General features: G+C 34.9%; 13 protein-coding genes. 7 read left to right on the top strand and 6 right to left on the bottom strand.

Annotation, left to right across the window (positions count from 1 at the left end):
• Positions 1–48 precede the first annotated feature (48 nt).
• A complete protein-coding gene (locus PL77_RS25690; protein ID WP_044211659.1) occupies positions 49–1,023 on the bottom strand; it encodes an ROK family protein in 975 nt (324 codons plus the stop codon).
• 521 nt (positions 1,024–1,544) lie between these two features.
• Between PL77_RS25690 and PL77_RS25685 the strand changes: the two genes are divergently transcribed.
• From PL77_RS25685 to PL77_RS25675, 3 genes are read left to right on the top strand one after another with little or no spacing between them, the layout of a single operon-like run.
• Positions 1,545–2,099 carry a hypothetical protein gene (locus PL77_RS25685; RefSeq protein ID WP_044211658.1) on the top strand — a complete coding sequence of 185 codons (555 nt, stop codon included), beginning with the start codon at positions 1,545–1,547 and terminating at the stop codon, positions 2,097–2,099.
• 2 nt (positions 2,100–2,101) lie between these two features.
• The gene (locus PL77_RS25680) at positions 2,102–2,794 is read left to right on the top strand and encodes a YggS family pyridoxal phosphate-dependent enzyme (protein ID WP_082026737.1); all 693 of its coding nucleotides are present in this window, start codon (positions 2,102–2,104) and stop codon (positions 2,792–2,794) included.
• 60 nt (positions 2,795–2,854) lie between these two features.
• Complete coding sequence (locus tag PL77_RS25675) at positions 2,855–3,565, top strand: Bax inhibitor-1/YccA family protein (RefSeq protein WP_044211657.1); 711 nt, start codon at positions 2,855–2,857, stop codon at positions 3,563–3,565.
• Between the two features lie 73 nt (positions 3,566–3,638).
• Here PL77_RS25675 and PL77_RS25670 read toward each other — a convergent pair whose 3' ends face one another.
• Positions 3,639–4,091, bottom strand: a complete 453-nt coding sequence (locus tag PL77_RS25670; RefSeq protein ID WP_156152541.1) for a hypothetical protein — start codon at positions 4,089–4,091, stop codon at positions 3,639–3,641.
• 357 nt (positions 4,092–4,448) lie between these two features.
• Here PL77_RS25670 and PL77_RS25665 point away from each other — a divergent pair, with 357 nt between their 5' ends.
• The 4 genes from PL77_RS25665 (at position 4,449) to PL77_RS25650 (ending at position 7,465) form a co-directional block, all read left to right on the top strand.
• Positions 4,449–4,964 (top strand): hypothetical protein, encoded by a 516-nt coding sequence (locus PL77_RS25665; protein WP_044211655.1) that lies wholly within the window; start codon positions 4,449–4,451, stop codon positions 4,962–4,964.
• 229 nt (positions 4,965–5,193) lie between these two features.
• Complete coding sequence (gene pxpA, locus PL77_RS25660; RefSeq protein WP_044211665.1) at positions 5,194–5,937, top strand: 5-oxoprolinase subunit PxpA; 744 nt, start codon at positions 5,194–5,196, stop codon at positions 5,935–5,937.
• Positions 5,934–6,602, top strand: coding sequence for a 5-oxoprolinase subunit PxpB (gene pxpB, locus PL77_RS25655; RefSeq protein ID WP_044211654.1), 669 nt, complete (start codon positions 5,934–5,936; stop codon positions 6,600–6,602). The genes pxpA and pxpB overlap by 4 nt, the downstream gene beginning before the upstream one ends.
• Positions 6,599–7,465 carry a biotin-dependent carboxyltransferase family protein gene (locus tag PL77_RS25650; protein ID WP_044211653.1) on the top strand — a complete coding sequence of 289 codons (867 nt, stop codon included), beginning with the start codon at positions 6,599–6,601 and terminating at the stop codon, positions 7,463–7,465. Before pxpB ends, PL77_RS25650 begins: the two co-directional genes overlap by 4 nt.
• 28 nt (positions 7,466–7,493) lie before the next feature.
• Here PL77_RS25650 and PL77_RS25645 read toward each other — a convergent pair whose 3' ends face one another.
• The 4 genes from PL77_RS25645 to PL77_RS25630 all read right to left on the bottom strand — a co-directional run bounded on the left by PL77_RS25645 (position 7,494) and on the right by PL77_RS25630 (position 13,970).
• The gene (locus PL77_RS25645) at positions 7,494–10,061 is read right to left on the bottom strand and encodes a hypothetical protein (protein ID WP_044211664.1); all 2,568 of its coding nucleotides are present in this window, start codon (positions 10,059–10,061) and stop codon (positions 7,494–7,496) included.
• Positions 10,054–11,271 (bottom strand): glycosyl hydrolase 53 family protein, encoded by a 1,218-nt coding sequence (locus PL77_RS25640; protein ID WP_044211652.1) that lies wholly within the window; start codon positions 11,269–11,271, stop codon positions 10,054–10,056. The genes PL77_RS25645 and PL77_RS25640 overlap by 8 nt, the downstream gene beginning before the upstream one ends.
• A 73-nt stretch (positions 11,272–11,344) precedes the next feature.
• Positions 11,345–12,421, bottom strand: a complete 1,077-nt coding sequence (locus PL77_RS25635; protein ID WP_044211651.1) for a SusE domain-containing protein — start codon at positions 12,419–12,421, stop codon at positions 11,345–11,347.
• Between the two features lie 10 nt (positions 12,422–12,431).
• A complete protein-coding gene (locus PL77_RS25630) occupies positions 12,432–13,970 on the bottom strand; it encodes a RagB/SusD family nutrient uptake outer membrane protein (RefSeq protein WP_044211650.1) in 1,539 nt (512 codons plus the stop codon).
• Positions 13,971–13,976 lie beyond the last annotated feature (6 nt).

Genomic DNA, 13,976 nt, shown 5'->3' with positions numbered 1-13,976 from the left:
GATGAGTTATGAGACAGCCTCTTTTCGTTTTATCTTAAATACAAGTAACTATGCTTTAGCTGCTTGTTTTTCATATTCTTGCCATGCTAATGCAGAAGAACCTAAGATTGCTGTGTTGTCACCTTCTAAGTTAGATACTACTAATTTAGTTTTACCTTTGAAGATATGTAAGCAATTTTCTTCCATAGCTTCACGTGTAGGCTCTGTAATGTAGCTACCTGCACTTGCTAAACCACCAAACAATACAATAGCCTCTGGGCTAAAGATCGCAATAGTATCAGCTAACGCTTTACCTAAAATCTCTCCAGTTACGTCAAATGCTTCTTTTGCCAATTCATCACCAGCTTCAGCAGCATCGAAGATATCTTTTGCTGTCAACTCTTCGAAAGTCTTATCAGATAAAGAACTTGTACCGTTGCTGTCAGCTAATAATTCAAACATTGTACGTTTGATACCTGTTGCTGAAACGTAAGTTTCTAAACAACCTCTACGACCACAACCGCAGATACGGCCACCTTCAACAACATTGATGTGTCCTAACTCACCTGCAAAACCATCATGACCATATAATAAGTCTCCGTTTACGATGATACCACTACCAAGACCAGTACCTAATGTAACAACAACGAAGTTTTTCATTCCTTGAGCTACACCAAATTTCATTTCACCTAAAGCAGCTGCGTTAGCATCATTTGTGATGGCAACAGGAACCTTGAAGTGCTCTTCCATTAAGTCAGCAATAGAAACTTCTTTACCCCAACCTTTAAGGTTTACAGCTTCTTCGATTTTACCAGTATAGTAGTTAGCATTTGGAGCACCGATTCCAACTGCAACCATTTCCACTTCACCTGCCTCTTCTTTCAGTTTATCTACTGTAGCAAATACATTAGATAAGAAGTTTGCAAATGGTTCGTCAGCACCTGTAGGGATGTGCGTACTTGCCAAACATCTACCATGTTTGTCTACAAAACCAATTTTTGTATTAGTACCTCCTACGTCAATTCCTAAAGTTACGGTCGTCATGATTTAATATATATATTTTGAAAAGTGTTTGTTTGATTTTTCCAAATCCAATTGAGTTGGCTAATTACAATAAAGAATTTTAATTAAGAAATGATTTTCATTACAAAATGTAAACGAGAATTAAAAAATCGATTGCAGTATTTAATAATATTGATCCCCAATGGAATTAGGTCGATAATAAGGCTCTTTATTGAACAAAAAATGATGTAAATGCCGATAGCTATTAAAGTTTGGCTATAAAGCTCATGTATCGTCAACTTTTAAAACTTCCCTTCTTCTTCATGATTATCTTAACACAAAAACAAAGTAAAAAAGTCAAGGCCGATTTAGATACTAATAAATGATTGCTTGAATACAGATCAAAAGACAGGGGGGGGTATTATTATCTTCTAAAAAAGGGAGATTGATTAATAGCATATTTTTGGTTTCACACAAAAAATTAAAATTCCTCTCCAATAACTCTCTTCTTTCTTTCTTACTTCCTACTTCTTATACTACTTTTGTAGCCTTAAGACTGAATTATGAAAGAACAAGCACAATCACCAAAATTAAAATTTTTAAAACCTGATTTATTCAAGGTTGGAGCCGTAGCAGGCGTAATAGCCGCATTTATCCTTATTGGATATGTTATGGTATTGCATGGACTCAACCTCAACTCATTTGGAAGATGGAAAAATATTAACTTCCCTCTTTACGGTCTTTTCTTTGCGGGTGCAATGACCTATTTCCGTCTGAAATTAAACGATGGAAAAATGAAAGGTCCTCAAGGTATTTTAATCGGGGTAACGTTAAATAGCGTAGCCACAACGTTATATGGCTTTTTACTGTATGTTCTTTTAAGTACAAAAGGTATTGGTCAAGCAATTATTGAGCGTCATAAAGCAGATTTAAAAATCATCTTAATAGAAGGAAAATCAGTAATTATTGAAAGTCTTGGCGAAGCAGGTTACGAAGAAAACGTAAAAGGTGTTGAAGAATTATCAGCAGGTGTTTTAGCCGTAGACCAAGCTATTGGATTGTTGTTCCTTGGCTTTTTCCTTACTTTCTTATTTATGCTAATTATCAAAAAGAAATAAATATGTCATCTATCGCAGAAAATCTTAATTCTTTCAGACAAAAACTGGAAGGTACTTCTTGTAAATTGGTTGCCGTTAGTAAGACCAAACCTGTAGAAATGTTGAAGGAAGCTTATGATGCTAATCAAAGAATATTTGGTGAAAATAAAGTGCAAGAATTGGTAGACAAACATGAAGTTTTACCAAAAGATATTCAATGGCATATGATTGGACACCTTCAAAGAAATAAGGTAAAATATATTGCTCCATTTGTCTCTTTAATTCACTCTATTGACAGCCCAAGACTTCTGAATGAAGTTCAAAAAAGAGCAGCTCAGAACGACAGAGTAATTGACTGTTTACTTCAAATTTTTATTGCTGAAGAAGAAACTAAGTTTGGCTTTTCTAAAGAAGAAGTAACTGAATACTTATCTTCAGAAGAGTTTCAGGCGTTGAAAAACATCAGAATTGTAGGTGTGATGGGCATGGCAACCAATACCTCTGATGAAACACAAGTGCAAAAAGAATTTGCCTCTTTAAAGACACTTTTCACTGAACTCAAAGAGAAATTTAATAACTTAGAGAACGTAGAACTTTCTGAAATTTCTATGGGTATGAGTGGTGACTTCCCAATCGCCATCAAAGAAGGTAGTACAATGATCCGTGTTGGAAGTGCTATTTTTGGTGCAAGAAATTACGGAGCCCCGAAACACTAAGTCTTAATATTTCGTTTATATCACCAATGATTAACAGAAAATCTTAAAATATTACCTAAAATGAGACAACAAGAGTATGCGTTCCAACGCAGTCATAGATCAGATAAAGAAATAGCAAGTATTCAAAGTTCATTTATGACAAAAGTTTATGGTTGGATGAGTGCTGGATTATTAATTACAGCTTTTGTAGCCATGTTTGTAGCCAACAATGCTTCTAACATGCCAATCGTAACCAATAACTTCTGGATTTTAGCCATTGCACAATTTGGTTTGGTTATTTTCTTAAGTGCAAGAATTAATAAAATGTCATCGGCCACTGCCACAACATTATTCATATTATATTCAGGTTTAACTGGTGTTACATTATCGACTATTTTTTATGTTTATCCTTTAGCTAATATTGGATCTACATTCTTAATTACTGCGGGTACATTCATTGGTATGAGTATTTTTGGTTTAACAACTAAAAGAGACCTAACATCAATGGGTAACCTTTTGATTATGGCTCTGTTTGGCTTAATCCTAACATCAGTAGTAAATATCTTTATTGGTAGCTCAATGTTATACTGGCTATCATCAGCAGTAGGTGTATTGATCTTCGTGGGATTAATTGCTTATGATTCTCAAAAATTAAAAGAGATGAGCTACGCTATCGCAGACGGAGAGTCAGCACAAAAAATGGCTATCTTAGGTGCATTAAGCTTATACTTAGATTTCATCAACTTATTCTTATACTTGTTACGTTTCTTCGGCGGATCAAGCAGAGACTAGGGTTAGATAAAATATTAATATTGACTCCTTGAAAGGTGAACACTTTTCAAGGAGTTTTTTTATGAATTGATTTCTATTTAGAAGCATAAATCGCTTTAATATTGGGTTGTAAATAGGGTGAAAACTCAGCTTTCAACCGCCCGTCTTTGGCAATAAATAGATGTAGATTATTGAGGCTTGTTATACCCGGCTGCACTTGATAATCGTATTCTGAATTATAAAAAGTGATGACATTTTGTTCTGATAAATTCCAAGAAAACTGTATTTCTTCCGTATCAAAAATTAAGCGTACGGTTACTTGTGTTTCATTCTCTCTAACTACAGAAATATAACTATCTCCTATTTCATGCTCTTCTAACGGAGCTACTGTATTTACCCCCTCATATTGAAAACCAGAAATAATATATTGACCTTCTATATTTTTAGATAAATCAATCTGCTTAATTTCATCGGTTTGATCAAAACAAGAAACAAGGAAAAATGGAATCGTAATAAGTAATAGATGGGTAAATCTGAAGTAATTCATAATCAAAAAGTAATTCATGTAATTAGGTTTCTGCTCATTACACGAAAGAATTGGTTTTGTGGCCATTAACAGTATTTAGGTACATGTAATTGATTTCTCATTAAAACAGGCTTAAAACATTCAATAATTGGGGGAGATAAGGAAAGAACTATTCATTTATTATTTTTCTACATGTAATAAACTAGGACAAGTTTTATTATTACAATCTATTTTCTTTCGTTTTTAAATCTTAAGTACACATCAAAGTAGAAGTATCATTGTTGCTTCTATTTATTGTAAATGGCTGTACTAATGAAAGCGAAATAATAACTGAAACTTAAAGAAGCATTCTATTTTTTAATTATATAATATACTACTATGTTAAAGCAAACACATTTTTTTCGTCTGCTCATTATTCTTGGGATTCTATCACTTTATTCGTGTAGCGAAGATGAAGGACCACTTGACCCTATTAAAGGTAAATGGCAGGTATCTGCAATCAATGCTACAGAAACTGAAACCTACGAGCTTCGTCCTGAAAAAAATAATATCACTTATTTTAAAGCTGATAATATCAGTTCCACCTATGAATTCATGGATGAAAATATCCTAGAGGTAAGAGGTAAATACGATCGTATCCGTTATGATGAAGAAGGTAATGAACTTTCTGTCGTACGAGATATTCCTAACCACAGAACAGATTACTGGGAAATTAATGAAGACATGAGTGAATTCTTATTTGCCATTGATGGTACTTTTTTAGAAGAAAGATGGGAGATTACTGAATTAACCACGAATAAGATCACTAAAAAATCTGTAGTGGAAATTGATATTGAAACTACGGATGGTCCGATTAACATCAAAATCGAAGTAATTATAGAATTGACACGTTAGCAGTATAAAGGAAATGGAATATTCCCTAATTCCTGTCATTCAACCTGTTTGATCAGAAGAGAGAAAAAAGGATTGATAAAGCTATAAGAACAGCTTTTAAGCTTACGAGATAACACAGAAATAAGTACTAAACCATAAACCACCTTGAGCAATTGAGGTGGTTTATTTTTTCTCCAAAAACCAGATAATTAATTATTTTGCACCCTCAACAAATATTACTCTTCAAAACTTGAAAACAATAGACCTCAATGCGGATTTAGGAGAAGGCTTCCCTTTTGATGAACAACTCCTCCAAATCGTTTCTTCCTGCAATATTGCCTGCGGAGGGCATACAGGAGACAAAGAAAGTATGAAAGCTACATTGCGTTTAGCTCAAAAATATAATGTGAATGTAGGTGCACATCCATCCTACCCTGATCTAGAAAACTTTGGTCGGAAAGAAATTGTGATTTCAAATGATGATTTGAAAAACTCGATCATGGATCAAGTTCAGAGCTTTCTTTCTATAGCAAAAGAGGAAAATATCAGTGTAAATTATGTAAAACCTCACGGTGCATTGTATAATAAAGCCATGATTGATATTACTACGGCAACAGTCATTGTTGAAGTAATTCAAGCTGTAAGTGAAAGTTTATCTATCATGGGAATGCCTAATTCAGTATTGGAAATTCTATGTCAAGAGAGTGGTATTTCTTTTATCAAAGAGAGTTTTGCGGATAGAAGATATACCTCAGAGGGAAAATTGGTTCCAAGAAGTGAAACAGGAGCCGTAATTCACACTAATGAAGAAGTATGGCAACAAATCAAAAGTACAATTGAGAAAGGGCAACTTGAAAGTATAGATAAGCAACTCATTTCATTAAAAACAGATAGTATTTGCTTCCATGGAGATACCCCTGAAGCCTTAGAACTCATTCAATTCGTAAAGAAAAAGCTAGTAGAAAATTCTATTCATATTCAATCATTCTTATGATGGAGGTAAAAAGATTTGGGGAAAAGAGTTTGATTATTCAGTTTGAGAATATCATTTCCATTCCGGTTCATCAACAGGTAAAAAACTACTATAAATACCTTTTACATTCTTCTATGAAAGGTATCAAATCAATCTCTCCCGCTTATAATTCTATCACATTAATTTATGATCCTTTTCTGATTGCTTTTGATACGTTAAAATCAGAAATAGAAAATATAGAGATTGATGGTGATAAAGAACTTGAGCAAAAGGTAATTGAAATACCGGTCTGTTATGCCACTTCTTTAGGGTTAGATATTGAAGAAGTAGCACAATCAAAAAATATTTCAATAGACGAAATTATCCATTTACACACTACTCCTCATTACACTGTGTATATGTTAGGTTTCTCTCCAGGTTTTATGTACTTAGGTGGATTAGATCCTCAATTACTTACACCAAGAAAAAAAACACCACGTCTTCAAATCCCTGCCGGTGCTGTAGGATTGGCAGATCAACAAACGGGAATCTATCCTTCTGCAACTCCAGGGGGATGGCAGATCATTGGGCAAACTCCGATTCCAATTTTCCAAGTCAATGAAAAACCGCTTGTACAAATGGGGGATCAAATAAAATTCAACCCCATTGACCTTGATACTTTTCACCAACTAAAGAATACCAAATGAGCTTTGAAATCATAAAAGGAGGATTGATGACCACCATTCAAGATGGAGGACGATATGGTGTGCAAGATCAAGGAATACCCGTGTCCGGTTTTATGGATGAATCTTCTGCTCAAATTGCCAATTCATTGGTAGGAAACTCACCAAACTCCGCTTTGTTAGAATGCTGTCAAGTAGGTTGTACAATCAAGGCTCATACTGAATTTTCTGTGGCTTTTCACGGAGCACATATGGAACTTAAATTAAACAATCATTTAGTTTCTCAAGGAAAAATTATCACACTTACGACTGATGATATATTGAGTATTGGATTTGCAACCAAAGGCATGTACGGTTATTTAGCCATTGCTGGTCAATTAAACCTTCCAAAAATATATAATAGTTACTCCACCTACCTCCCTGCCAAATTTGGAGGTTATTATGGTAAAAAGCTTGAAATGGGAGATGTTGTCCATATCCTCAAACCTAATATCCTTTCCAATAGCTTTAGTGTCATCAAACCTCAAAATTTTCCTCAACAAATTGTACTTGAAGCACTACCTGGCCCTGAGTGGAATGAACTTCCAAAAGAAAGTCAAGAGTTACTATTATCCACTACTTATACCATAAGTAAAGATATTAACCGTATAGGATACCGATTAGAAGGTGATCCAATTCCTTTAGGAAATCAAAAAGAAATAATTTCTTCTGGAATGGTAAAAGGCACCATGCAAATTACGAGTGCAGGAATTCCGATTATTATGATGGCAGATGCTCCTACTTCAGGAGGGTACTTAAGAGTATTGAATTTGACAGAGAGGGCATGTGATCAATTGGCACAGATGCAAGTGGGTGGAAAAGTTCTATTTAAAATAAAAACGGCTTAACCTTCCGAAGAAAGCTAAGCCTGTTCCACTAATTCACTTGATTTGTTATCGCTGTTGCATTCAATAATTCAATAGATTCTATCTCTATTTGACAATGACTATCCAGTGTTTTTATTTGTAGTGCTTCAATTTTATTCCAATCAAACACTCCTTCCACTTCAGAAGGTTCAAAGTAATAAGGTAAAAAAGATGGATAACCTCTTGGAAGTGCGATCACTTTAGTAGGTGTAAGATCATTTATTTCGATAAAATAATCTTCCTTCTTTTTATCAATACTTAAGGTATGACCATATGTCTTTCCATCTATATCAATTAAAGCTATTTCTATCTTTTGGGGAACCTCATTTAAAGTCCTTACTTTAATTTTGATTTTTTGATCATCGGAAAAAGTTGAATTCGATTTTAATTTATCACCTATAAAGTGTCGAATTCCATAAGTAGGTACTGTCATTGCATCATCCGTAGGTACTTTAGGTAAATTGATCTGAAGCACATCTCTTGATGATGATAAACTAGAAGACAATTTCACATCCTTATGCCATGACTTATTTAAATGGGCATAATCGCTTTTCGGATCAAATAACAGAATGGGAGCACTTTCTTTTACAATACGAGTAGTATATTTTTCTAATGATGTAAAATCCCAATCATTCAGATCACCATTTACTCCACCTGGAAAAGTTTTTATTCCTTCTGATGTAGTTGCCGTAATGGTATAATTAAAGTACCCTGCACTTAATTGTTCTGCATTAATCTGTCCTTTATAAGTAAAAGCTTTTACACGATCAAGTTGACACTTCACAACTTTACCATCATTATACCCTGTTAAGTGAAGGTGCTCAGGTAATTCCTTATCAGTAAATTCGGCTGAAATAATTAAATCTTGATTTTCATTTAGTTGATGTGTCTCCTTATGAATCACCAAAGGTTTTTCGATGGATTGTTTTGGAGCCCTATACTCTCCTAATAGTATATTTTGATATTTACTATTTGCAGTCCAAGAGTGTACTTTTCCTTTTTGCGTTAGAACATAAGTACCTGGTTGAATATCAAAAGATCCGTTCGTAGTTTGGCTAGAGCGTTGATTTCCTTTATTTATTCCTTCAATGGAAAAATCATTCCCTAATTGAGGTAGATTGATGGTCATTTTCCATTGATTCCAAAGGATATCAGCCACCTGTTTCTCTAAACTATTTTTTCCTAATGGATTTTCTGTAATCACTACATCAGGCATCACTTCTAAACGCCAAACCCCATCTTCCAACTGATCTAAAAAGTAAGCTCCTTTACCTTCATAATCGACCAAGGGGGAAGTACCAATACCTGCAATTTCTTTAAGGTTTGTCACTTCTTTTGGTGATGTTTGATGCGTATTGGTGTAAAAGAATTTTGACGTATTATCAAAAATCACCACGTCGTTTTCATAATCAATCGAGGTATTTTTAAAAGTAGTGTTATCAGGAAATCTACCATAATCAGTATACATGGGCACTTCATGAAATATCTCACTTGAAATTTTCAAGCTTATTGCCTTGCTTGGAGTGTAGGCTAAATTCATGTAATGCGTATTGTATTCTGTATTTCTATCCGCTAAAAAAGTAGGATCATATGCAAATTGTGTTGCCCACTGTATACCCGCTGTTCTAAAACTTCTAGCCATAGCAGGATACATGTAAGATTTCATTATATCTGCACAATCAAATTCATAAACCACTTTTGCTTTCTTTTGGAAAGTCTTGTACTCCGCAAAAGGGATATTATAATCATCTACATTTACTAAGAAATTGCCCTTCAATTCTTCTCCTGATACCAGATTCGTTGGGTACCACTGAAAAGTACCTCCATCTATTCCAGCATCATAATAGGCATCAACTAAATGAATACTATGGGATACATTATAGAAAATAGGTTTCTTGCACCCTGTTGATTTCATCGATTTCAGCATCTTTTTAATATATGATGTCACTTCTTTTGGTGTGCCAGAATGATGCGGTTCATTACTAATTTCGAAGGCTACAATATTAGGTTCATCTTTGTATGCTACACCTGTGTACTTATTCTTATGATTAAGAAACTGTGCTAAGTAATTCGCTTGAGCTTTTATGGCTTCAGGATTATCTAAACAAGCATCTTTTCCATATTTGTGAGAAAATCCAGGCGTGTAAGTATCTTTTTCAGGCCAGCCATTCCCCCAGAATGCTATTGGTGTAATCAAAAATTTGATCTCTCTCTTTTTCAATTCAGCAATCATATAGTCAAATAAATCCAAGTGTTCATTGACTAATAAGTTGCCTAAAGAATCAGAAATTTCGGTATCCCAAACATGAATTCTATAGCCATCAAAACCTAGTCGAGCAAAATGATAAATATCTTCATCTATTGCATCTTTAAGGTTAATACCCATCTTTTTTGCACTTCTATAAGCGTGTGCAAATGGACCTGTATAATTCACACCAAAGCCCTTCACTTCTTCTTTATTGGCCCACCTTATCACCCCTTCTTTATCCACAAATGCATCTTGATTTTTATGAGCAAAAAGTGAGGTCGCCAAGAGTGATAATAATAAGGTGAAAATGTACTTTCTTCTGTTATTCATACTCATCCGTCATAAAGTCAAAAGCTGAATTTGCATTGTGGTTTTCGTAATCGAAAAAGGCACAATTCTCCCATGCGGAACCTTCTCCCCAAAGTGTTTTTATTGGAACAGCAACCCAAGCAGGTTCCCAATAAACTATTCCTATTGCTCCTGCATTCATCATTTTTTGAGTCAAGTCATGCAAGAATTTATGTTGACCTTCCAAAGTGAAATCATAACCTGTTAGTGCAGATTGGCCACCGAATAAGTTGTTATAATCATCTCCGGCTTCTGTTGTCCATGGGTAAGCGGTTTCAACAATTAAGATGTCTTTCTTGTATTTATTCTTAAAAGAGGCAATCGCCCCTTCAAGGCTACTGAATGAGATTCCATCATGCCATAATGGATAATAAGAAATGCCAATAATATCACAATCGATAGCATCATCGCCGGACAAACCTTCATCAAACCACCACTCAATATGACTTGGGTCTGCGATATGAATAATTGTCTTTGCTTTTATATCCGATGTCTCATTGACAGCTTTAACAGCTTCTATTCCACTACTCAATAATTGCTTTTGTTCAGTCCATTTACCGTCAAACACACTTACATTCGGAAAGCCTTCTGATTTTCCAGTACTTAAAATTCCTTGATTTATTTCATTACCAATCTGTACCATTTCCGGCATTAACCCTTTTTCGTTTAAATACACCAAAGTATTATAAGTGTAATTGTAAACAGAATCTGATAATACCTCTAATGATGTTATTTCTTTCCATGCCTCAGGCACATCTTGCTTTTCCGGATCTGCCCAAGTATCTGAGTAATGAAAATCCAACATCACTTCCATATTATTGGCTTTGGCCTCAGCAATTGTTTTCTCTACATCTGCTAAATCACAATATACTTCTCCGTCAGGATAGAGTGTGCTATGCCATGAAGGGTTATGCCATAGTCTTACACGCACTAAGTTTGTCCCTTTTTCTGAGAATATTTTATAAGGATTTTTTGAAGCTCCATCCATTTTAAAATCTCCTCCATGATCTAATATTTGATTGACATAAGATAAATCTGCTCCAAAATAAAATGAATTTTCAGTAGGTGGTGGAGTTACAGGTTTTTCCTGATCATCGTCTGGAGCCTGCGGTTTTATTTTATCTTCCACTTTCAGGCAACTTATCGTTAAAAGTGCTGTGGCAACTGCAAGCGTTAATTTTTTTATATTCATTTTGATTATTTTTTATCAATAAGTAAGTGCTAGGATATCGTAAAGCAACACCCTAGCAATTCGTCTCAAAATATTATTTCAATTCAATGGATTGTGTGTAAAGATCCACTGATACTTTAAATTCTCCATCAGTTCCTTCAAACCTAAGATTGGCATCGCCATCAGTATCTCCAGAAAGATCACCAGTTATGGTACCTTCTCTAAAGAAATTATAATTGTATTGTTTTGATGACCAATTCCCATCTTCCGTGAAGAAACGGAAAATATTAGCATTCCAGAAGTTGGAAGTCACTTCATATTTACCTCCACCAAGCCAAGTCATTTTATCAAAAGACCAACCGTTTTGATCTCCAACAAGATATAATTCAGGAGTTGACGCTTTTTCCATTGTGATCGTTTTGGTTCTCAATGAAACTGTCATAAAGTAAACACCTGACTCACCTGCAAAACGGAAATTATCATCAGCATCTGTTGCTGATTCTAATAACTCATCGACTTCATTAAACGAACCATAACCTAATTGATTACTCTCCCATGATGCTCCTTCGAAGAAACGGAAGTGACTGCCGTTATTAAATGTGCCTATTACTTCATATTCACCAATATCCAATGTATGAAGAGCGAGTATATTACTCATATTCCACTCTTGGTCATCACCCATTACGTATAAAGGTGCTAATTCCAATGGAGCGTAAATTGTAATCATGGTTGATACAGATTCTGAATAAACTGGCGCTATATCCTCATGGATATTGGCTTCTACTCTAAACGATACTTCCACTTCACTCCCTCCTTCAATACCTTTTTCTAAAAGGAACTTATTCAAATCCCCTTTTGTAAATGTGGACTCTAAATTATAAGTATGATTTAAATTGATGGGTTCAGAAAAACCATCGGCAGTGATGTCAGCTTGTAGTGAATAATTTGGAGCTGTTGCCACCCCAAAATCTACCGGTGTCCAAAATAAAGTATCAAAATCTTCATTTCTTGTTTCTTCAGTAAAAGTATATTGATCCTCTATTGACATCAATTGATTTGGTGTAACGACCGCATCTTTATCAATTACCGCTTGATCTAATTCTTTTGTCTGACATGAACAAAATGCAATTATTCCCCAAAAGAACGTACTTATTTTTATCAGTTGTTTCATGAGTGTAGTATTAATAGCCAGGATTTTGTTTAAGATTAGGATTAGCAATTAATTGCTGTGCTGGTACAGGGAAAATGTTTCTGTAAGCAGGAGTTGAACGTCCTTCAAAAGATTTTCCTTTCCATGGCCAATTGTAAGAGCCATCTGTAAACTGTCCAAAGCGAATCAAGTCTGATCTACGGTGTCCTTCCCAAAATAATTCTCTCGCTCTTTCATCTAATAGGAATGGTAAATCCAACTCTCCTGCTGAAATTAATGGGGCATTGGCTCTTCCTCTCAGTTGATTGACCATATCCAATGCTTGACTGACTGATCCTCCTTGACCTCCTCTTAAGGTCGCTTCTGCATACATTAAGTAAACATCTGCCAAACGGTACATCGGAAAGTCTGTATCTACTTGCTCAGCGTGATTAGAATCTGAAATATCACCATTCAACTTTCGGTTTCTAAATTTTGTAACACCATATCCATCAGTAAATAAATTAACATCATTGATTTCTAAGTTCTGACCATCTGACCAAAACAAAGCTCTGACATCATTATCAAGATCAAATTTATGGACTAATGCTTTTGTGGTTCTTAACCCTGCCCAAGCATTCTGAACACCAAACATCCCATGAGCATCCATCGATCCTCCAATTTGTGATAAAACCAAATACATTGTTCCTCCAAATGATTGTGTTTTTATACCATCATAAATCATAGGAAAAATCATTTCTGGGCTTGTATGGTTATCCGCTACAAAATTGTTCATGTACTGATTAGGGATGTAGTAACCCGCATTCAATACTGTTTGAAGTGCCGTTAAACACTCTGTATATTTTGCTTCGCCGATATAAACTTCTGCATTCAAATAGATTTTGGCCAACAGCATAGAAGCCACTGCTTTATCTGCTCTACCATATTCAAAACGAGGTTCACCTAATAAACCTTGAATTTCAATTAATTCTGATTCTACATAACTGAATAATTCCTCTCTTGTAATTCGTTCTGGAAAAAATGCTCCTGGTAAATTAGCTTCCGTAACAAAAGGCATTGGGCCAAACATATCCATACCATGAGAATATGCTAATGCTCTTATAAATCTAGCTTCTGCTTCAAAGCGTTTTACCTCAGGTTCTTCACTTTTTTGAGTGGCTCTAATATATTCGTTGGCGATGGCAACCGTATACATAATTCTAGAGTGCATCGCTCCTAAAAATACATCTGTTGCGGACCATGTATGCCAACAAAAATCCTTGATAGTTTGATCATTCCAAGATATTACAGCTTCATCTGTAGATAATTCTTGAAGGTTCCAGTACAAACGTAAGTAGTTATAAAAGCCTTCATCCCCTTCAATATCGGGCATTCCGCTTGGCCCTTGCTGACCTGTTAATGCAATGGATGCATATATTTTCGCCAACCCTTCTTTATAGTCTTTTACTGAGTTATACACATTATCTCCTCCACTAACATTAGGGTCAATTGGAGAAACATTTAAATCATTTATACATGAGGTCAATTGAAATAGACCTATTACAAAAATTAATTTATATATCGATTTCATACCTGT

Source organism: Flammeovirga sp. OC4, assembly GCF_000812565.1.
GTDB lineage: Bacteria > Bacteroidota > Bacteroidia > Cytophagales > Flammeovirgaceae > Flammeovirga.
The sequence above is the reverse complement of the archived record's forward strand: the minus strand, read 5'-3'. Positions and strand labels throughout refer to the sequence as shown.